Raw genomic sequence first — 20807 nt, forward strand, 5'->3', positions numbered from 1 at the left:
CCCCGCTGTAAACCCTAATGTTGCAGGCATCGAAACAAGTATCAGAGGTGTCTATGAGTCACTCATCTGCCCCGGAAAGGGCATCTGGATCTGTAATTACAGAATGGCGGCCGGAAGATCCCGTCTTCTGGCAGCAAAAAGGTCATCGTATTGCCAGCCGCAACCTGTGGATTTCCGTCCCTTGTCTGCTGCTGGCGTTTTGTGTATGGATGTTATTTAGCGCCGTGGCGGTAAATTTACCGAAGGTCGGTTTCGACTTCACCACTGAGCAGCTGTTCATGCTGACAGCGTTACCGTCAGTCTCCGGTGCGCTGCTGCGTGTTCCGTACTCCTTTATGGTTCCCCTGTTTGGCGGACGCCGTTGGACGGCATTCAGCACCGGTATCCTGATTATTCCTTGCGTGTGGTTAGGTTTTGCGGTGCAGGATACCACCACGCCGTTTAGCACCTTTATTATCATCTCTTTGCTGTGCGGTTTTGCCGGAGCAAACTTTGCTTCCAGCATGGCGAACATCAGCTTTTTCTTCCCGAAACAGAAACAGGGCGGTGCGCTGGGTCTGAACGGTGGTTTGGGTAACATGGGCGTCAGCGTGATGCAGCTGGTTGCGCCGCTGGTGGTATCCTTGTCCATCTTCGCGGCATTTGGTAGCCAAGGCGTTGAACAACCGGATGGCACGCAGCTGTATCTGGCTAACGCCGCGTGGATTTGGGTACCGTTCCTGGCGGTGCTGACGCTGGCAGCGTGGTTTGGTATGAACGAACTGGCGACGTCTAAAGCGTCACTGAAAGAGCAGTTGCCGGTGCTCAAACGTGGACATCTGTGGATTATGAGCCTGCTGTATCTGGCGACCTTCGGCTCCTTCATCGGGTTCTCTGCCGGTTTCGCGATGCTGTCTAAAACACAGTTTCCTGAAGTCCAGATCCTGCATTACGCTTTCTTTGGTCCACTGATTGGCGCCCTGGCCCGTTCTGCCGGTGGGGCAATTTCAGACCGACTGGGCGGGACGCGCGTGACGTTGGTGAACTTTGTCCTGATGGCCATTTTCAGCGCCTTGCTGTTCCTGACGCTGCCAACAAACGGCGAGGGCGGCAACTTTATCGCCTTCTTTGCGGTGTTCCTGGCGCTGTTCCTGACGGCCGGGCTGGGTAGTGGTTCTACCTTCCAGATGATCTCCGTTATCTTCCGTAAGCTGACGATGGACCGAGTGAAAGCTGAAGGTGGAACCGAAGAGAAAGCGATGCGTGAAGCGGCAACCGACACGGCGGCGGCACTGGGCTTTATCTCAGCCATCGGCGCGATTGGCGGCTTCTTTATTCCTAAAGCGTTTGGTACGTCGCTGGCATTAACCGGTTCGCCGGTGGATGCGATGAAAGTGTTCCTGATCTTCTATGTCGCCTGCGTGGTCATCACCTGGGTGGTATACGGACGTCATTCTAAAAAATAAAAAAGTAGTATACACAAAGTCATTCTAACGGCATCAAGGCGGCAAGTGATAAATCCCCGGCAGCTTACTCAAGTACAGCGGCTGGGGAGAATGAGCACAGCCAACGCAGACGCAGTTTGAAAGATGAAGTGTAGGTTGATTATCCATTGCGCGGTGTTAGACCGCGCTTTTTTTTATCTGATATTAGTTACAACATACTTAAATATTTGCAGGGATAAACCGTTTGTCAGAATGGCGCGCGTAATAGGCTTGCCAGGGGGGATACCCCTTAATACCCACTTATAAAGAATTTAACATTTGCATGATGGGTGTTTTTAAAAATATCCTTTAAAATCAATTTGTTGTTGATTTTAACGGCATCCTACTTAGGGGGTATATAAAATTTAACCTCTCTTACCCATCCCTGCCAGCCTTGATCGTTATCAATTCCTACGCGCTTTCATAGCGTTACCTTCGCAGGCAATCAAGCAATGTCGATTTATCAGAGAGCCGTCAGGCTCCTACAGGAGACAACCGATGAGTAAATTCCTGGACCGGTTTCGCTACTTCAAGCAGAAGGGCGAAACCTTTGCCGATGGGCACGGCCAGCTTCTCAATACCAACCGGGACTGGGAGGATGGATACCGCCAGCGTTGGCAGCATGACAAAGTCGTGCGATCAACTCATGGGGTAAACTGCACCGGCTCATGCAGCTGGAAAATCTACGTGAAAAATGGTCTGGTGACCTGGGAAACCCAGCAAACCGACTACCCACGCACCCGTCCAGACCTGCCAAACCACGAACCACGCGGCTGCCCGCGCGGTGCGAGCTACTCCTGGTATCTCTACAGCGCTAACCGCCTGAAATACCCGCTGATGCGCAAACGTCTGATGAAAATGTGGCGTGAAGCGAAAAGACTGCACAGCGATCCGGTAGACGCATGGGCCTCCATCATCGAAGACGCCGATAAAGCAAAAAGCTTCAAGCAAGCGCGCGGTCGTGGTGGTTTTGTCCGTTCTTCCTGGCAGGAAGTGAATGAGCTGATTGCCGCTTCTAACGTTTACACCGTCAAAACCTACGGCCCTGACCGCGTGGCAGGCTTCTCGCCGATCCCGGCGATGTCGATGGTTTCCTACGCCTCCGGCGCACGTTACCTGTCCCTGATTGGCGGTACCTGCCTGAGCTTCTACGACTGGTACTGTGACCTGCCGCCTGCGTCTCCGCAGACCTGGGGTGAGCAGACCGACGTTCCTGAATCCGCTGATTGGTACAACTCAAGCTACATCATTGCCTGGGGTTCCAACGTTCCGCAGACCCGTACCCCGGATGCTCACTTCTTCACTGAAGTTCGCTACAAAGGGACCAAAACGGTCGCGATCACTCCGGACTACGCCGAAATCGCCAAACTGTGCGATCTGTGGCTGGCACCGAAGCAGGGCACCGATGCCGCGATGGCGCTGGCAATGGGCCACGTCATGCTGCGTGAGTTCCACCTCGATAACCCAAGCCAGTACTTCACCGACTATGTGCGTCGCTACACCGACTTCCCGATGTTGGTGATGCTCGAAGAGCGTGACGGATACTATGCGGCGGGTCGTATGCTGCGCGCCGCCGATCTGGTCGATTCTTTGGGCCAGGAAAATAACCCAGAGTGGAAAACCGTTGCCGTCAATACCGACGGCGAGATGGTCGCGCCAAACGGTTCGATTGGTTTCCGTTGGGGCGAAAAAGGTAAGTGGAACCTTGAGCAGCGTGACGGCACGTCCGGTAAAGAAACCGAACTGCAGCTCAGCCTGCTGGGTAGCCAGGATGACATCGCCGAAGTCGGCTTCCCGTACTTTGGCGGCGAAGGCACCGAGCACTTCAATAAAGTCGAACTGGAAAACGTTCTGTTGCACAAACTGCCGGTAAAACGCCTGCAACTGGCGGACGGTTCTACCGCGCTGGTGACCACTGTTTATGACCTGACCATGGCCAACTACGGTCTGGAACGCGGCCTGAACGATGAAAACTGCGCCACCAGCTACGATGACATCAAAGCATATACCCCGGCATGGGCAGAAAAAATTACCGGTGTATCACGCGCTCAAATCGTGCGCATCGCCCGTGAATTTGCCGATAACGCCGACAAAACGCATGGTCGTTCAATGATTATCGTCGGTGCCGGTTTGAACCACTGGTATCACCTCGATATGAACTATCGCGGGCTGATCAACATGCTGGTGTTCTGCGGCTGCGTTGGTCAGAGCGGCGGCGGTTGGGCACACTATGTGGGTCAGGAAAAACTGCGTCCGCAGACCGGCTGGCAGCCGCTGGCATTTGGCCTTGACTGGCAGCGTCCGGCACGTCACATGAACAGCACCTCCTACTTCTATAACCACTCCAGTCAGTGGCGTTATGAGACGGTGACTGCGCAGGAACTGCTGTCGCCGATGGCGGACAAGTCCCGCTATAGCGGCCATTTGATCGACTTTAACGTGCGCGCTGAACGTATGGGCTGGTTGCCATCTGCGCCGCAGTTGGGCACCAACCCGCTGTACATTGCCCGTGAGGCGGAGAAAGCCGGGATGACTCCGGTGGATTACACCGTGAAATCGTTGAAAGAGGGTTCTATTCGCTTTGCGGCAGAACAACCTGAAAACGGTAAAAACCATCCGCGTAACCTGTTCATCTGGCGTTCTAACCTGCTGGGCTCGTCCGGTAAAGGTCATGAGTACATGCTGAAGTATCTGCTGGGTACTGAACACGGTATTCAGGGGATGGATCTGGGCAAACAGGGCGGTGTGAAGCCAGAAGAAGTGGAATGGCAGGACAACGGTCTTGATGGCAAGCTGGATCTGGTGGTGACGCTGGACTTCCGCCTGTCGAGCACCTGTCTGTATTCCGACATCGTGCTGCCGACTGCCACCTGGTATGAAAAAGACGACATGAATACGTCGGACATGCATCCGTTTATTCATCCGCTGTCTGCCGCTGTTGATCCGGCCTGGGAATCGAAAAGCGACTGGGAGATTTACAAAGCCATCGCCAAGAAATTCTCTGAAGTCTGCGTCGGTCACCTCGGTAAAGAAACCGACGTGGTGACGCTGCCTATCCAGCATGATTCCGCTGCTGAACTGGCGCAGCCGCTGGACGTGAAGGACTGGAAAAAAGGCGAATGCGACCTGATCCCAGGCGTTACTGCTCCGCACATCATGACCGTTGAACGTGATTACCCGGCAACCTACGAACGCTTTACCTCCATCGGCCCACTGATGGATAAAGTCGGTAACGGCGGGAAAGGGATTGCCTGGAACACCCAGAGCGAAATGGACCTGCTGCGTAAGCTCAACTACACCAAGGCCGAAGGCCCGGCTAAAGGCCAGCCGATGCTGAATACGGCGATTGATGCTGCGGAGATGATCCTCACCCTGGCACCGGAAACCAACGGTCAGGTGGCGGTGAAAGCCTGGGCTGCGCTGAGTGAATTTACCGGCCGTGACCATACGCATCTGGCGCTGAATAAAGAAGACGAGAAAATTCGCTTCCGCGATATTCAGGCCCAGCCGCGCAAAATTATCTCCAGCCCGACCTGGTCTGGCCTGGAAGATGAACATGTTTCTTACAACGCCGGTTACACCAACGTTCACGAGCTGATCCCATGGCGTACGCTGACCGGTCGTCAGCAGCTGTATCAGGATCATCAGTGGATGCGCGACTTTGGTGAAAGCCTGCTGGTTTATCGTCCGCCAATCGACACCCGTTCGGTGAAAGAGGTGATGGGCGAGAAATCCAACGGTAATCCGGAAAAAGCGCTCAACTTCCTGACGCCACACCAGAAGTGGGGTATCCACTCCACCTACAGCGACAACCTGCTGATGCTGACGTTAGGTCGCGGCGGTCCGATCGTGTGGATGAGTGAAGCCGATGCGAAAGATCTGGGTATCGAAGATAACGACTGGATCGAAGTCTTTAACAGCAACGGGGCGCTCACTGCCCGTGCGGTTGTGAGCCAGCGTGTCCCGGCCGGGATGACCATGATGTATCACGCCCAGGAACGTATTGTGAATATTCCTGGGTCGGAAATTACCGAGCAACGCGGTGGGATCCATAACTCGGTGACCCGTATTACGCCGAAACCGACGCACATGATTGGTGGTTATGCCCACCTGGCCTACGGCTTTAACTACTACGGCACCGTAGGGTCAAACCGTGATGAATTCGTGGTGGTCCGTAAGATGAAGAACATTGACTGGTTGGATGGCGAAGGCAATGACCAGGTACAGGAGAGCGTAAAATGAAAATTCGTTCACAAGTCGGCATGGTGCTGAATCTCGATAAGTGCATCGGTTGCCACACCTGTTCAGTAACCTGCAAAAACGTCTGGACCAGCCGCGAAGGGACCGAGTACGCCTGGTTCAACAACGTTGAAACTAAGCCGGGTACCGGTTTCCCGACCGACTGGGAAAACCAGGAAAAATGGAAGGGCGGTTGGATCCGCAAGATCAACGGTAAGCTGGTGCCGCGCATGGGTAACAAAGCGCTGCTGCTGGGTAAAATCTTCGCTAACCCGCATCTGCCGGGTATCGATGATTACTACGAGCCGTTTGACTTCGATTACCAGACGCTGCACAACGCACCGGCTGACAGCAAAGCGCAGCCGATTGCACGTCCACGCTCGCTGATCACCGGCAAGCGTATGGACAAGATAACCAAGGGTCCGAACTGGGAAGACGACCTGGGCGGTGAGTTCGAGAAGCTGTCGAAAGACAAAAACTTTGAGAACATGCAGAAGGCGATGTACGGCCAGTTCGAAAATACCTTCATGATGTATTTGCCGCGTCTGTGTGAGCACTGTCTTAACCCGGCGTGCGTGGCGACCTGCCCAAGCGGTGCCATCTACAAGCGTGAAGAAGATGGCATCGTGCTGATCGACCAGGACAAATGCCGCGGCTGGCGTATGTGTATTACCGGTTGCCCGTACAAGAAAATCTACTTCAACTGGAAGAGCGGTAAGTCAGAGAAGTGTGTCTTCTGCTATCCGCGTATCGAAGCCGGTCAGCCGACCGTGTGCTCCGAAACCTGCGTCGGTCGTATCCGTTACCTCGGCGTACTGCTGTATGACGCTGACGCCATTGAAAGCGCGGCAAGTACCGAGAACGAGAAAGATCTGTACCAGCGTCAGCTGGACGTGTTCCTCGATCCGAACGACCCGGCGGTCATTGAGCAGGCACTGAAAGACGGTATCCCGCTGAGCGTGATCGACGCGGCCCAGCAGTCTCCGGTGTACAAAATGGCGATGGACTGGAAGCTGGCGCTGCCTCTGCACCCGGAATACCGCACGCTGCCAATGGTTTGGTATGTTCCGCCTTTGTCACCGATTCAGTCTGCGGCTGATGCAGGTGAACTGGGTAGCAACGGTATTCTGCCGGACGTGGAAAGCCTGCGTATTCCGGTTCAGTACCTGGCGAACCTGCTGACCGCAGGGGATACCCAGCCAGTGGTACTGGCGCTGAAACGCATGCTGGCAATGCGTCACTTTAAACGTGCGGAAACCGTTGACGGTAAAGTGGACACCCGTGCGCTGGAAGAAGTTGGACTGACTGAAGCACAGGCACAGGAAATGTATCGCTACCTGGCCATTGCAAACTACGAAGATCGTTTCGTGGTGCCGAGCAGCCATCGTGAGCTGGCGCGTGAAGCGTTCCCGGAGAAAAACAGTTGTGGCTTTACCTTCGGTGACGGTTGCCATGGTTCAGACACCAAATTCAATCTGTTCAATAGCCGCCGCATCGATGCTGTCGATGTGACCAGCAAAACGGAGCCGCACCAATGATTGAACTTGTCATTGTTTCGCGTCTGCTCGAGTACCCGGATGCTGCCCTGTGGCAGCATCAGCAGGAACTTTTCGATGCACTCGCGTCATCTGAAAACCTGAACAAAGAGGATGCCCAGACTCTGGGCGTCTTCCTGCGCGATTTAACTGCGCAAGACATGCTGGATGCGCAGTCCAGCTACAGTGAACTGTTCGACCGTGGCCGCGCAACCTCGCTGCTGCTATTTGAACATGTGCATGGTGAATCCCGCGATCGCGGCCAGGCGATGGTTGATCTGATGGCACAGTACGAGCAGCACGGTTTACAGCTTGACAGCCGCGAATTGCCGGACCATCTGCCGCTGTACCTGGAATATCTGGCGCAGTTGCCGAAGGAGGAGGCGCTTGGCGGTTTGCAGGATATCGCCCCGATTCTGGCCCTGCTCAGTGCGCGTCTGCAACAGCGTGAAAGTCGCTACGCCGTGCTGTTCGACCTGCTGTTGAAACTGGCGAATGCCGCTATCGACAGCGACAAAGTGGCGGAGAAAATTGCGGATGAAGTTCGCGATGATACCCCGCAGGCGCTGGACGCGGTCTGGGAAGAAGAGCAGGTGAAATTCTTTGCTGATCAGGGTTGCGGCGAATCTGAGATTTCCGCTCACCAGCGTCGTTTTGCCGGGGCCGTTGCGCCGCAGTATCTGAATATCACCACCGGAGGACAGCAATAATGCACTTCCTGAATACGTTCTTCTTTGACATTTATCCGTACATTGCGGGTTCTGTCTTCCTGATTGGCAGCTGGCTGCGCTATGACTACGGGCAGTACACCTGGCGTGCAGCATCCAGCCAGATGCTGGATCGTAAAGGGATGAACATGGCGTCAAACCTGTTCCATATCGGGATATTGGGTATTTTCGCCGGCCACTTCCTGGGTATGTTAACGCCGCACTGGATGTACGAAGCGTGGCTGCCGCTGGAAGTGAAACAGAAGATGGCAATGTTTGCGGGCGGTGCGTCTGGCGTGATGTGTCTGGTCGGTGGTGTATTGCTGCTTAAACGCCGTCTGTTCAGTCCACGCGTGCGTGCCACCACAACTGGTGCGGATATTCTGGTGCTGTCCATTCTGGTTATCCAGTGTGCGCTGGGCCTGCTGACTATTCCGTTCTCCGCCCAGCATATGGACGGAAGCGAGATGATGAAGCTGGTGAACTGGGCACAGTCCGTGGTGACCTTTCACAGCGGCGCGTCCCAGTACCTGGATGGCGTAGCGTTTATCTTCCGTATGCACCTGGTGCTCGGTATGACGCTGTTCCTGCTGTTCCCGTTCTCGCGTCTGGTGCACATCTGGAGCGTGCCGGTCGAGTATTTGACCCGCAAGTACCAGATTGTTCGCGCGCGTCACTAATCGACTCTCTACATCATTGTAAACCCTGCTTCGGCGGGGTTTTTTTATGGCTGTTTGCCGAACGGCAGCGTAAATGCCTTATTCGGCCCCGAACCGGTTTACCGCTGGTCTGCGATGCCTGACATCTGAATCCGTACTCTCTATTTCTGGTTTTTTCCGCCCCTGTCGAGTTTTTTGTATGCAGAAAAAAGATGATGCAGCATAGAATAACGCCATAAACGACAATAGGGATTGTTGTATGCGTTTTTCATTAATTTTCAAGATAATAATATTAAATATATTAATTCCAAAAATGGTTCATGCTGCTGTCTGTGAGGAGCGCTATCCTCCCGACTCGGAAGAATGCCAGTACGTTCAGGAATTAGAGCAAAAAGCGGAGCAAGGAGATGAAAGTGCGCAGTTCTCGCTTGGAGACTGGTATGCGGATGGTCGCTATGTTAGGCCTGATTATAGACTAGCCATAAAATGGCTGGAGAAAGCGGGTAAACAAGGATCTGATTTTTCCTATTTCGTCATTGGCTATCATTACAATTATGGTAAAAACTTTCCTCTTGATAAACAGCAAGCGCTGAAGTGGTATCGCAAGGCGGCAGAGTTGGGGGATAGTTCTACGCAAGAAATATTAGGCGATGCCTATTTGTACGGTGATGGTCTTCCCTACAATATCCCGCTAGCGCTGGAGTGGTATCGCAAAGCCGCATCGCCAACCAACGACGCGGGTGTTACTCGTCATCGAGGCTCTGGTTCAAGCGCCCAATACAAGATTGGCGTGATGTATGCCCATGGACAGGGCGTTCATCAGGATTATCAACAAACGGCAAGCTGGATGCATAAAGCGGCGGAAAATATGTACGACCCCGCGCAACTTTATCTTGGCGTCGCTTATTTTTATGGTGAAGGCGTGCCTCAGGATTATCGTCAGGCAGTTTACTGGCTTAATGAAGGTATACCAGGCAGCTATACGACAGGACACATTCCGCTGAATGCGCTCTATGATAAAGCGCATCCCGCTGACCAGGTTTACTCTCAGACGTGGTATCGAAAAACAGCGAAACGCGTGATGGCAAAGGTGCAGTATAATTTTGGCGTATGGTATTACAACGGTTATCACTTATCGAAAGATCACAACCTGGCGCTGGAGTGGTATCGCAAAGCTGCAGCGCAGGGATTGGCCGAGGCACAGGATGCGATCGGCGTGATGTTTATGCAGGGCGAGGGCGTTTCTCAGGACGACCAACAGGCGCTGACGTGGTATCGCAAAGCCGCGCGGCAGGGACTGCCTGCTGCGCAAACGCATCTTGGCATCATGTCTGCCTTTGGCCGCGGCGTCGTGCAAAGCGACAGACAGGCTATCGCATGGTATCGGAAAGCGGCAAAACATGATTTTGCACAAGCGCAATATCAGCTTGGCGTGGCATACAGTACGGGAAAAGGCGTGTCTAAAAATAGCCAGAATGCGCTGAAGTGGTACCTTAAAGCGGCAGAGCAGGGGTTTGCTCCGGCACAATTAGCGCTTGGGGAAATTTATTCCCATGGGCGACAGGGTGTACCTAAAGATAATAAGCTGGCTTATATCTGGTATGACAGGGCCAGTCTGTATACGAGAAAATCTGAGGATGAATGTTTAGCGCTCATAGCCGAAAGAGACCGACTCAAGGAAACGCTTACGCCAGCTCAACTTGACGAGACATATGCCGCCATTGATCTCATTAGGCGAAAAATTGAACAGTCAGAGGCGGCGAAAAATACCACCAGGAAGAAGTATTGATAAGATAACCAAGATGAAGATTGATTGAACTGAGGTGTTACAGGAGAAGATGGTGGTGGGGGAAGGATTCGAACCTTCGAAGTCGATGACGGCAGATTTACAGTCTGCTCCCTTTGGCCGCTCGGGAACCCCACCAGGGGTATACTTATTATTGAGAACTTACCAGAATGAATGGTGGTGGGGGAAGGATTCGAACCTTCGAAGTCGATGACGGCAGATTTACAGTCTGCTCCCTTTGGCCGCTCGGGAACCCCACCACGGGGTAAATTCATTATGCTGCTCGCATTCTATAGTGGGAAGGATTATTCGGAGCTAAAGCTCCTCACCCTTCGGGCCGTTGCCTGCGGCAACGTTCTCTCACTATCGCTCGAGTCGAACCTTGAAGTCGATGACGGCAGATTTGCAGTCAACTCCCTTATGATCGCTCGGGAACCCCACCACGGGGCAATGCTTTTACTGGCCTGCTTCCTTGGGAAGCGGGGCGCATCATATCAAATGACGCGCCGCTGTAAAGCATTCCTTTGCTTAACGTAGATCGTTTGCGTGTTTTTCATCCGTAACGCAGTAAAGCTAATCAATTCATATTATTGGTGATTACAGAATAATCGTTCGGTTACCGTAAACAAAGACTCGCTGGGCCAGAACCTGATACAGCGCACGGCTTAAAACATTCTTTTCTACGTCGCGGCCTGCTCGCATCATATCTTCTGCGGTATAGGTGTGATCCACGTGAATCACGTCCTGCATGATGATTGGACCTTCGTCGAGGTTATCATTCACATAGTGAGCCGTCGCACCGATTATCTTAACGCCACGCTCATAAGCCTGGTGGTACGGACGTGCACCAATAAAGGCAGGCAGGAACGAGTGGTGAATATTAATAATCTTATTCGGGAAGCGTGAAACAAATTCTGGGGTCAAGACACGCATATATTTCGCCAGTACCACATAATCCGGCTGGTGGGCATCAATAGCATCGGCCATTTTTTGGTCGTGCTCTTCGCGTGTTAATCCTTCGTGGCTGACCAGCTCAAAAGGAATATCAAAACGTTCAACCAGCGAGCGCAGCGTGTCGTGGTTGCCGATAACCGCCGCAATTTCAACATCGAGCCCGCCATAATTGGCTTTCATTAACAAATCACCCAGACAATGCGCTTCCTTGGTGACTAAAATAACGATACGGCGACGGCCTGCTGGCGTAAGTTCGCGAATGGATCCTTCAGGCAGGGCGCTGTCCAGATCGGTCAGCAACGTGACATCATTAAAAATGCCTTCCAGTTCCGTACGCATAAAAAAGCGCCCGGTACGGTGGTCAACAAACTCGTTGTTTTGCACGATGTTCAGTTCATGCTTGTAGCAAATATTGGTGATGCGTGCGATCAAACCTTTTTGGTCGGGGCAGATAGTGCGTAGAACTTTACGTTGTTGTGAATGCATTGCCGGGGTATTCCTGTTGAAAATGTTTGCGTAATAGATGCTGTCGGGCGTGGGTTAGCCGCAGCACTTTTTAAATTTTTTACCTGACCCGCAAGGGCAGGGATCGTTACGGCCAATTTGTGGGCGCGTACCATCAATATAATACCACTGGCCGTTTTCTTTTAAAAAACGAGAGCGCTCGATAATGGCCCCTGTTTTCCCCTGTTCGGAAAAACGTGCCACAAAGCTGACATAGCCGGTATTTTCTGTTTCCGACGTCGTCTGTTCAAAAACGGTAAGTCCGAGCCATTCGGTGTTGGCAAATCCCGCGCTAATATCATCGCGAAACGCAGCAGCATGACAGTCGGGATGCCAGGTCTTAATCAGGTAATCTGCGTCTTTCATCACAAAAGCACAGTAGCGAGAACGCATGAGGTGTGACGGCGTAGGTGCTACTTGCGCGCCAGACACATAACGGTAGCAACATAGGCTATACTCGACAGCGCTACCACAGGGACAAAGCTGAGACACAAAATACTCCCTGGAATAAAAATACGGCGTAAAAACGCCACGGTGGCACTATGTTAACTGAGCCGTAGTGATGTTGCTACGTCTGCAAGCCAGGGGAAGTCTGTAGGTACAATGAGAAAAATAAAAATTGGGCTGGCGCTAGGTTCCGGCGCGGCGCGCGGCTGGTCGCATATTGGTGTGATTAAGGCCCTGAAACACATGGGCATTGATATTGATATAGTTGCAGGGTGTTCTATCGGCTCGTTGGTTGGTGCCGCCTATGCCTGCAATAAATTACCTGCCCTCGAACAATGGGTCTGCTCGTTCAGCTATTGGGATGTATTACGTCTGATGGATCTCTCCTGGCGCAGAGGCGGATTGCTGCGCGGTGAACGCGTGTTTAATCAATACCGTAATGTCATGCCTGTGGCGTCAATCGAACAATGCCAACGTCGCTTTGCTACCGTTGCCACGAATCTGAGCACAGGTCGCGAGCTGTGGTTTACCGAAGGTGATTTACACCTTGCTGTCCGGGCTTCCTGCAGTATCCCTGGTCTGATGTCACCCGTTGCGCATAATGGCTACTGGCTGGTTGATGGCGCGGTGGTTAACCCTGTGCCGGTCTCGCTGACGCGCGCGCTGGGCGCCGACATCGTCATTGCAGTTGACCTGCAACATGATGCCCACCTCATGCAACAAGATCTGCTTTCCTTTAACGTCAGCAATGATACTGAGTCGAGCGATGATGAGCTTTCCTGGCATGCGCGTCTGAAAGAGCGGCTGAGCAACATTACCGCCCGACGAACCGTCACTGCGCCGACGGCGATGGAGATTATGACCACCTCTATTCAGGTGTTGGAAAACCGGCTTAAACGTAATCGTATGGCCGGCGACCCGCCAGACATTCTGATTCAACCATTTTGTCCGCAAATATCCACGCTGGACTTTCACCGTGCCGGCGCGGCGATCGCTGCCGGGCAGCTTGCGGTAGAGAAAAAAATGGATGAGTTGCTGCCACTGGTGAAGACCAACGTCTAACGCATTTTTTATCAACACTTAAGTCAATTCTGACAGGCGTGAGTAGCAATAGCATGCCACTATTGATTAAAGCCAGTCAGGGGGGAGAATATGACGCAGCCATTGGTCGGAAAACAGATTCTTATTGTTGAAGATGAGCCTGTATTTCGCTCACTTCTGGATTCTTGGTTTTCCTCTTTGGGAGCGACAACAGCTGTAGCGAGCGATGGGCTTGATGCGCTGGAATTATTGGGGCGCTTTACACCCGATCTGATGATCTGCGACCTTGCGATGCCGAGAATGAACGGTCTCAAACTGGTTGAATACCTGCGTAACCGTGGCGATCGGACACCAATCTTAGTTATCTCCGCGACAGAAAATATGTCCGATATTGCCAAAGCGCTTCGCCTCGGCGTTGATGACGTACTGTTGAAGCCGGTGAAAGACCTCAACCGGCTGCGAGAAACGGTTTTTGCGTGCCTCTATCCCAACATGTTTAACTCTCGCGTTGAAGAAGAGGAGCGGTTATTTCGTGACTGGGATGCCATGGTTGGCGACCCCGCCGCTGCGGCAAAACTGCTGCAAGAGTTGCAGCCGCCGGTTCAACAGGTTATTTCGCATTGTCGCATTAACTACCGCCAACTGGTTGCGGCCGATCAACCGGGTCTGGTACTCGATATTGCGCCGCTGTCAGAAAATGATCTTGCCTTCTATTGTCTTGATGTGACGCGGGCAGGGGATAATGGTGTGCTGGCGGCGCTGTTGCTGCGGGCGCTGTTTAATGGGCTGCTACAAGAGCAACTGGCACATCAGAATCAACGGTTGCCGGAGCTCGGCGCACTCCTGAAACAGGTTAACCATCTGCTACGACAAGCCAATCTTCCTGGACAGTTCCCGCTGCTGGTAGGGTACTACCATAGCGGATTAAAAAACCTGGTCCTGGTCTCTGCTGGTCTGAACGCGACCTTAAATACCGGCAGCCACAATGTGCAAATCAGCAATGGCGTCCCGTTGGGAACATTGGGGAACACATACCTTAACCAGCTAAGCCACCGCTGCGAGTCCTGGCAGTGCCAAATTTGGGGGGCTGGAGGTCGCCTGCGCCTGATGTTGTCTGCGGAATGAACAATTGAGAGGCAGGGGACGAAATTGCTTCACATCCCTGTCTTTTGGAGTGCTACTATCAGCGCCAGATTTATTCGTATTTATCTTAATTATAATGACGCGCGTCCTTTTCAGACCTGAAGCTTGTCGCGGTACTGATATACTCGGATGCGATACAGATTGATGAACACGTTCAATACATGAACAGTCCAGGAGAGTTTTAAATGGCTGCCCTTAATTCGAAAGTCAAAAAAGCCGTTATCCCTGTAGCGGGATTAGGAACCAGGATGTTACCGGCGACCAAGGCAATTCCTAAAGAGATGTTACCGCTGGTTGATAAACCATTAATTCAATACGTCGTCAACGAATGTATTGCTGCGGGTATCACTGAAATTGTCCTTGTGACTCACTCGTCTAAAAATTCTATTGAAAACCACTTTGATACCAGCTTTGAACTTGAAGCTATGCTGGAAAAACGTGTTAAGCGCCAGCTGCTGGAAGAAGTGCAATCTATTTGCCCTCCGCATGTGACAATTATGCAGGTACGCCAGGGGCTGGCAAAAGGTCTGGGACACGCTGTATTGTGCGCGCACCCGGTTGTTGGTGATGAACCCGTAGCGGTCATCCTGCCGGATGTTATTCTGGACGAATACGAATCTGATTTATCCCGCGATAACCTCGCTGAAATGATTAGTCGCTTTGATGAAACGGGCAGCAGCCAAATTATGGTGGAACCTGTAGAAGATGTGACCGCTTACGGTGTTGTGGATTGTAAGGGTGTTGAATTAGCGCCGGGTGAAAGCGTACCGATGGTTGGTGTTGTTGAAAAGCCGAAAGCCGACGTCGCGCCATCTAATCTTGCTGTTGTAGGTCGTTATGTTCTGAGCGCAGATATCTGGCCTCTGCTGGCAAAAACGCCTCCGGGCGCGGGTGACGAAATTCAGCTGACCGATGCAATCGATATGTTGATTGAAAAAGAAACGGTTGAAGCGTATCACATGAAGGGCAAAAGCCATGATTGTGGTAATAAGCTGGGTTATATGCAGGCGTTCGTCGAATATGGTATTCGTCATAATACCCTTGGCGCAGAATTTAAAGCCTGGCTTGAAGACGAAATGGGTATTAAAAAGTAACATCTCGTTATTAATCTGCACACAACGGCGCTGTTTATCTGGCGCCGTTTTTTTATACCTATATTGGGTAGGGTTGTGCGAAGTACAGGTAAAAAAAATCCCGCCAGTGGGCGGGATTTGAAGCAAACTAATTGTGGATTAATCCTTGATCAGGAAATCGTCCAGCTGTTTACCTTGTTCTTCCATCGCTTTTTTGATCACAGCTGGTGTACGACCCTGGCCGGTCCAGGTTTTCGTTTCGCCGTTTTCATCAACATAGCTATATTTAGCCGGACGTGCTGCGCGCTTAGCTTTAGCACCGGTTTTAACCGCAGCCATGCTATTCAGCAGTTCGTTCGGGTCAATACCGTCAGCAATCAGCATTTCACGATATTGTTGCAGTTTACGCGTGCGCTCTTCAACTTCAGCAGCGGCAGCGCTTTCTTCTTCGCGACGCTCGCTAACGACAACTTCTAATTTTTCCAGCATTTCTTCAAGCGTTTCCAGAGTGCATTCTCTCGCCTGCGCACGAAGAGTACGGATGTTGTTCAGAATTTTAAGTGCTTCGCTCATTGTAGTAATCTCAAACTTATATTGGGTGGGGTTTGTTGAGCTAATAATAGAGCGATAAATTCAGATGTGCAATAGCCAGGAATGTAAGGAATTCAAAATTGCGCTTTATTTAGTACCTGCATTAATTCTTCACCGTTAAATTTTCTACGATGTAGGGCATAAAAAAGGCTTATTGGTACGGTGGATACTCATCGTTCAGGAGTGAAATTTCAAGATTTAGGTCACATTTTACGGTGTTGCAATTGTATCTGTTTGCAGTAATTTCAACCTTTTGTATTAGTTTTGCTTACGGAAATTCGCTATTACGAGGACACCTCAGTGGGATTCAATAACAATAACCGCAGGGTTTCTTTATTGAACTGTGATGATAAGCATTGTTGATGAATTTCAAGGGCACTATTTGTGAAAGAATGTGTATATACCGTCATAAATCGGATTGTTCGAGCATTGGCGCTGTTCATTGGTCTTCGCCCTGAACTTAAGTATGTTCTCTAAGTCTTCCTGTAGTACGTCATATTTAGGGTGTCGATGAGTGATGTTGACGCGATGTTTTATACGAGTGTGGATGACAACGTCGCGCAGACATGTTTGTGAATTATGATACAATCCGCGCATATTTATTTACCCAGGTGAGGGCCGACGGTCAATGGCACAGCTATATTTTTACTATTCTGCTATGAATGCGGGGAAGTCGACCGCTTTGCTGCAATCTTCATACAATTACCAGGAACGTGGCATGCGTGCCGTTGTATATACAGCGGAAATTGACGATCGGTTTGGGGCAGGAAAAGTAAGTTCACGTATAGGTCTGTCGTCACCAGCAAAACTGTTTAACCAAAATTCATCATTGTTCGAAGAAATTCGCGCGGAGAATGCGCAACAAAGAATACATTGTGTGCTGGTCGACGAGTCGCAGTTTTTGACGCGCCAACAGGTTTATGAATTATCCGAGGTTGTCGATCAGCTGGATATTCCGGTTTTATGTTACGGGTTACGCACCGATTTTCGCGGTGAATTATTTGGTGGCAGCGAATACTTGCTTGCCTGGTCAGATAAGCTGGTCGAATTAAAGACCATTTGCTTCTGTGGGCGCAAGGCTAGCATGGTATTACGTCTTGATCAGGCTGGACGACCTTATAACGAGGGCGAGCAGGTGGTTATCGGCGGGAATGAGCGCTATGTATCAGTATGCCGCAAGCACTATAAAGAAGCGCAGTCTGAGGGCTCTCTGACGGCTATTCAGGAAAGACACAGCCACGATTAACCTGCGCTTTTCTGGGCGCTGATAACACGCAGGGTAGGCTTGCTGCATTCGCAGTGAGCGCTACCCTACAGTCACCTCTTCAGGCGCTTTACCCACACGTCTCTCAATACCCTACTGGCATGGCTATTCGCCGCAATGGCCTGCATGAGTATTTGCCCGATGAAGCTGCAACACGCAGACGAATAAATATCCGTCGGCATAGCCCTGTCTCTTGATCAGATCTCCTGATCAAGAGACAGGGCCTGGCTGGGGGTTTTCTGTGCACAAAAAAAAACGGTCCCGTGAAGGGACCGTTTAGGGTAATGCTAAAAGTCAGGCGTTTGAATTAAGCGGATTTCTTCGCTTTTTTCTCAGCTTTAGGCGCTGCAACTGCTTCAGTCTTAGCGGCAGTTTCACCTTCGCTGTATTCACGACCGTAGAAGGTATCCAGCAGGATCTGTTTCAGTTCAGAGATCAGTGGGTAGCGCGGGTTAGCGCCGGTGCACTGGTCGTCAAACGCATCTTCAGACAGTTTGTCAACGTGAGCCAGGAAGTCAGCTTCCTGAACGCCCGCTTCACGGATGGACTTAGGAATACCCAGTTCAGCTTTGATTTCATCCAGCCATGCCAGCAGTTTCTGGATTTTCGCTGCGGTACGGTCGCCCGGTGCGCTCAGACCCAGATGATCTGCGATTTCAGCGTAGCGACGACGTGCTTGCGGACGGTCGTACTGGCTGAAGGCAGTCTGTTTAGTCGGGTTGTCGTTCGCGTTATAACGAATAACGTTGCTGATCAGCAGGGCGTTCGCCAGACCGTGAGGAATGTGGAACTGTGAACCCAGTTTGTGCGCCATGGAGTGACATACACCGAGGAAGGCGTTAGCAAACGCGATACCGGCGATAGTCGCTGCACTGTGTACACGCTCACGTGCTACCGGGTTCTTAGAACCTTCGTGGTAGGACGCTGGCAGGTTTTCTTTCAGCAGTTTCAGTGCTTGCAGAGCTTGACCGTCAGAGAACTCAGAAGCCAGTACGGAAACGTAAGCTTCCAGGGCGTGAGTGACGGCATCCAGACCACCGAAAGCACACAGTGACTTCGGCATATCCATCACCAGGTTGGCGTCAACAATTGCCATGTCCGGGGTCAGCGCGTAGTCTGCCAGCGGATATTTCTGACCGGTCGCGTCGTCGGTAACAACCGCAAACGGAGTGACTTCAGAACCGGTACCAGAAGTGGTGGTGACGGCGATCATTTTCGCTTTTACACCCATTTTCGGGAACTTATAGATACGTTTACGGATGTCCATAAAGCGCAGTGCCAGTTCTTCGAAGTGGGTTTCTGGATGTTCGTACATGACCCACATGATTTTCGCAGCGTCCATCGGGGAACCGCCGCCCAGCGCGATGATCACGTCTGGTTTGAAGGAGTTAGCCAGCTCAGCACCTTTGCGCACAACGCTCAGCGTCGGGTCAGCTTCAACTTCAAAGAACACTTCAGTTTCAACGCCAGCAGCTTTCAGAACGGAAGTGATCTGATCAGCATAGCCGTTGTTGAACAGGAAGCGGTCGGTCACGATCAACGCACGTTTGTGACCATCGGTAATCACTTCATCCAGCGCGATTGGCAGTGAGCCACGGCGGAAGTAGATAGATTTCGGAAGTTTGTGCCACAACATGTTTTCAGCTCGCTTAGCAACGGTTTTCTTGTTGATCAGGTGCTTAGGACCAACGTTTTCAGAGATGGAGTTACCACCCCAGGAACCACAACCCAGAGTCAGGGAAGGTGCAAGCTTAAAGTTGTACAGGTCGCCGATACCACCCTGAGAAGCCGGGGTGTTGATCAGAATACGCGCAGTTTTCATCATCTGACCGAAGTGAGCAACGCGTTCTGGCTGGTTATCCTGGTCAGTGTACAGGCAAGACGTGTGACCGATACCGCCCATTGCAACCAGCTTTTCAGCTTTAACAACAGCGTCTTCGAAGTCTTTTGCACGGTACATTGCCAGCGTCGGAGACAGTTTTTCGTGAGCAAACGGTTCGCTCTCGTCAACAACTTTAACTTCACCAATCAGAATCTTGGTGTTAGTTGGCACGGAGAAACCGGCCAGCTCAGCGATTTTGTATGCCGGTTGACCTACGATAGCCGCGTTCAGTGCGCCATTTTTCAGGATAATGTCCTGAACAGCCTTCAGCTCTTTACCTTGCAGCATGTAGGCGCCGTGGCTGGCGAAACGTTCGCGAACGGCATCATAGACGGAGTCAACAACTACAACGGACTGTTCAGAAGCACAGATTACGCCGTTGTCGAAGGTTTTGGACATCAGTACTGATGCTACCGCACGTTTGATATCAGCCGTTTCGTCGATAACAACAGGGGTGTTACCTGCGCCTACGCCGATTGCCGGTTTACCGGAGCTGTATGCAGCTTTAACCATGCCTGGACCACCGGTCGCAAGGATCAGGTTAATGTCCGGGTGGTGCATCAGGGCGTTAGACAGTTCAACGGAAGGTTGATCGATCCAGCCAATCAGGTCTTTTGGTGCACCAGCAGCGATAGCAGCCTGCAGAACGATGTCTGCTGCTTTGTTGGTTGCATCTTTAGCACGCGGATGCGGAGAGAAGATAATGGCGTTACGCGTCTTCAGGCTGATCAGTGATTTGAAGATTGCGGTAGACGTTGGGTTAGTGGTCGGCACGATACCGCAGATGATACCAATCGGTTCAGCGATGGTGATGGTCCCGAAAGTATGGTCTTCAGCCAGAACTCCACAGGTTTTTTCATCTTTATAAGCGTTGTAGATATATTCAGATGCGAAGTGGTTTTTAATCACTTTATCTTCGACGATACCCATGCCGGATTCGGCAACGGCCATTTTCGCGAGAGGAATTCGAGCGTCTGCGGCAGCCAGAGCGGCGGCACGGAAGATTTTGTCAACCTGTTCTTGAGTGAAACTGGCATATTCACGCTGGGCTTTTTTTACGCGCTCTACAAGTGCGTTAAGTTCAGCGACATTAGTAACAGCCATAATGCTCTCCTGATAATGTTAAACTTTTTTAGTAAATCATCTGCTCGCTACGAGAGTATAGACAGATCGACGAAAATTTGTGTAACGTTTTGAAAATCAAACGGTTAATTAACGTTCACCTTGCATTGATTTACTAAAAGAGCTTATACGGTAGCGTCATCTAACTCTAACGCGTTTCCTCCAGGTGGCGTAAGCAAGGTTACTCACTTCTGAGTAGTAATTGCGTGATCTGGATCAAGTTTACGCAAAGCTGACACCTTTCAGCATGCTCTTTTAGCGGTTGTCGGCAAATGTTAATAAATGGATGTGGTGAATGAGGTTAACATTAGCATATTTAATACATATTAATAACACTGAGTATTGGTAGCACGTTTACAGAGATATACGCAGATAGAAGGTGAAGAATGCTGTCAAA

The 20807-nt window shown here is 51.4% G+C and carries 14 protein-coding genes, 2 tRNA genes and 1 other RNA gene; 10 read left to right on the top strand and 7 right to left on the bottom strand.

Going from position 1 to position 20807, the window contains the following annotated elements; translation table 11 throughout:
* Positions 1–53 precede the first annotated feature (53 nt).
* The 6 genes from IMQ48_RS10570 (at position 54) to IMQ48_RS10595 (ending at position 10392) form a co-directional block, all read left to right on the top strand.
* Positions 54–1445 carry a NarK family nitrate/nitrite MFS transporter gene (locus IMQ48_RS10570; protein ID WP_196208993.1) on the top strand — a complete coding sequence of 464 codons (1392 nt, stop codon included), beginning with the start codon at positions 54–56 and terminating at the stop codon, positions 1443–1445.
* A 516-nt stretch (positions 1446–1961) separates the two neighbouring features.
* The gene (locus tag IMQ48_RS10575) at positions 1962–5705 is read left to right on the top strand and encodes a nitrate reductase subunit alpha (protein ID WP_196208994.1); all 3744 of its coding nucleotides are present in this window, start codon (positions 1962–1964) and stop codon (positions 5703–5705) included.
* Positions 5702–7240 carry a nitrate reductase subunit beta gene (gene narH / locus IMQ48_RS10580; RefSeq protein WP_196208995.1) on the top strand — a complete coding sequence of 513 codons (1539 nt, stop codon included), beginning with the start codon at positions 5702–5704 and terminating at the stop codon, positions 7238–7240. The genes IMQ48_RS10575 and narH overlap by 4 nt, the downstream gene beginning before the upstream one ends.
* Positions 7237–7947: a nitrate reductase molybdenum cofactor assembly chaperone gene (narJ, locus tag IMQ48_RS10585; RefSeq protein WP_196208996.1), complete on the top strand. Its 711-nt coding sequence runs from the start codon at positions 7237–7239 to the stop codon at positions 7945–7947. Before narH ends, narJ begins: the two co-directional genes overlap by 4 nt.
* Positions 7947–8624, top strand: a complete 678-nt coding sequence (gene narI, locus IMQ48_RS10590) for a respiratory nitrate reductase subunit gamma (protein WP_196208997.1) — start codon at positions 7947–7949, stop codon at positions 8622–8624. The genes narJ and narI overlap by 1 nt, the downstream gene beginning before the upstream one ends.
* A gap of 238 nt (positions 8625–8862) precedes the next feature.
* A complete protein-coding gene (locus tag IMQ48_RS10595; protein ID WP_196208998.1) occupies positions 8863–10392 on the top strand; it encodes a tetratricopeptide repeat protein in 1530 nt (509 codons plus the stop codon).
* 50 nt (positions 10393–10442) lie between these two features.
* Here IMQ48_RS10595 and IMQ48_RS10600 read toward each other — a convergent pair.
* The 5 genes from IMQ48_RS10600 to IMQ48_RS10620 all read right to left on the bottom strand — a co-directional run bounded on the left by IMQ48_RS10600 (position 10443) and on the right by IMQ48_RS10620 (position 12339).
* A tRNA-Tyr gene (locus IMQ48_RS10600) sits at positions 10443–10527 on the bottom strand.
* A gap of 37 nt (positions 10528–10564) precedes the next feature.
* Positions 10565–10649, bottom strand: a tRNA-Tyr gene (locus IMQ48_RS10605).
* A gap of 30 nt (positions 10650–10679) precedes the next feature.
* A non-coding RNA gene (locus IMQ48_RS10610) (RtT sRNA) lies at positions 10680–10820 on the bottom strand.
* Between the two features lie 166 nt (positions 10821–10986).
* Positions 10987–11829, bottom strand: coding sequence for a formyltetrahydrofolate deformylase (gene purU / locus IMQ48_RS10615; protein WP_045443630.1), 843 nt, complete (start codon positions 11827–11829; stop codon positions 10987–10989).
* Positions 11830–11883: 54 nt separating this feature from the next.
* On the bottom strand, positions 11884–12339 hold the full coding sequence (locus IMQ48_RS10620) for a YchJ family protein (RefSeq protein ID WP_196208999.1): 456 nt from the start codon (positions 12337–12339) through the stop codon (positions 11884–11886).
* Between the two features lie 111 nt (positions 12340–12450).
* Between IMQ48_RS10620 and rssA the strand changes: the two genes are divergently transcribed.
* The 3 genes from rssA (at position 12451) to galU (ending at position 15572) form a co-directional block, all read left to right on the top strand.
* Positions 12451–13356, top strand: a complete 906-nt coding sequence (gene rssA / locus IMQ48_RS10625) for a patatin-like phospholipase RssA (protein ID WP_196209000.1) — start codon at positions 12451–12453, stop codon at positions 13354–13356.
* Positions 13357–13446: 90 nt separating this feature from the next.
* Entirely contained in the window at positions 13447–14460 is a 1014-nt protein-coding gene (rssB, locus tag IMQ48_RS10630; RefSeq protein ID WP_196209001.1) for a two-component system response regulator RssB, read from the top strand.
* 203 nt (positions 14461–14663) lie between these two features.
* Positions 14664–15572: a UTP--glucose-1-phosphate uridylyltransferase GalU gene (gene galU, locus IMQ48_RS10635; RefSeq protein ID WP_096756793.1), complete on the top strand. Its 909-nt coding sequence runs from the start codon at positions 14664–14666 to the stop codon at positions 15570–15572.
* Positions 15573–15710: 138 nt separating this feature from the next.
* On the opposite strand, the gene hns is transcribed toward galU, so the two are convergent.
* On the bottom strand, positions 15711–16124 hold the full coding sequence (gene hns / locus IMQ48_RS10640; RefSeq protein ID WP_096756794.1) for a histone-like nucleoid-structuring protein H-NS: 414 nt from the start codon (positions 16122–16124) through the stop codon (positions 15711–15713).
* 646 nt (positions 16125–16770) lie between these two features.
* Here hns and tdk point away from each other — a divergent pair.
* Positions 16771–17388 (top strand): thymidine kinase, encoded by a 618-nt coding sequence (gene tdk, locus IMQ48_RS10645; RefSeq protein ID WP_005126397.1) that lies wholly within the window; start codon positions 16771–16773, stop codon positions 17386–17388.
* A 325-nt stretch (positions 17389–17713) separates the two neighbouring features.
* On the opposite strand, the gene adhE is transcribed toward tdk, so the two are convergent.
* A complete protein-coding gene (gene adhE, locus IMQ48_RS10650; protein ID WP_196209002.1) occupies positions 17714–20392 on the bottom strand; it encodes a bifunctional acetaldehyde-CoA/alcohol dehydrogenase in 2679 nt (892 codons plus the stop codon).
* Between the last annotated feature and the right edge of the window lie 415 nt (positions 20393–20807).

It is taken from the genome of Citrobacter sp. Res13-Sevr-PEB04-36, assembly GCF_015672735.1.
Taxonomy (GTDB): domain Bacteria; phylum Pseudomonadota; class Gammaproteobacteria; order Enterobacterales; family Enterobacteriaceae; genus Citrobacter.

Bases quoted from the DNA above. Each gene is read 5' to 3' on its own strand.
- narI (WP_196208997.1), top strand. From the start codon at position 7,947: ATGCACTTCCTGAATACGTTCTTCTTTGACATTTATCCGTACATTGCG.
- IMQ48_RS10595 (WP_196208998.1), top strand. From the start codon at position 8,863: ATGCGTTTTTCATTAATTTTCAAGATAATAATATTAAATATATTAATT.
- IMQ48_RS10575 (WP_196208994.1), top strand. From the start codon at position 1,962: ATGAGTAAATTCCTGGACCGGTTTCGCTACTTCAAGCAGAAGGGCGAA.
- galU (WP_096756793.1), top strand. From the start codon at position 14,664: ATGGCTGCCCTTAATTCGAAAGTCAAAAAAGCCGTTATCCCTGTAGCG.
- IMQ48_RS10570 (WP_196208993.1), top strand. From the start codon at position 54: ATGAGTCACTCATCTGCCCCGGAAAGGGCATCTGGATCTGTAATTACA.
- purU (WP_045443630.1), bottom strand. From the start codon at position 11,829: ATGCATTCACAACAACGTAAAGTTCTACGCACTATCTGCCCCGACCAA.
- narJ (WP_196208996.1), top strand. From the start codon at position 7,237: ATGATTGAACTTGTCATTGTTTCGCGTCTGCTCGAGTACCCGGATGCT.
- adhE (WP_196209002.1), bottom strand. From the start codon at position 20,392: ATGGCTGTTACTAATGTCGCTGAACTTAACGCACTTGTAGAGCGCGTA.
- hns (WP_096756794.1), bottom strand. From the start codon at position 16,124: ATGAGCGAAGCACTTAAAATTCTGAACAACATCCGTACTCTTCGTGCG.
- rssA (WP_196209000.1), top strand. From the start codon at position 12,451: ATGAGAAAAATAAAAATTGGGCTGGCGCTAGGTTCCGGCGCGGCGCGC.
- tdk (WP_005126397.1), top strand. From the start codon at position 16,771: ATGGCACAGCTATATTTTTACTATTCTGCTATGAATGCGGGGAAGTCG.
- rssB (WP_196209001.1), top strand. From the start codon at position 13,447: ATGACGCAGCCATTGGTCGGAAAACAGATTCTTATTGTTGAAGATGAG.
- narH (WP_196208995.1), top strand. From the start codon at position 5,702: ATGAAAATTCGTTCACAAGTCGGCATGGTGCTGAATCTCGATAAGTGC.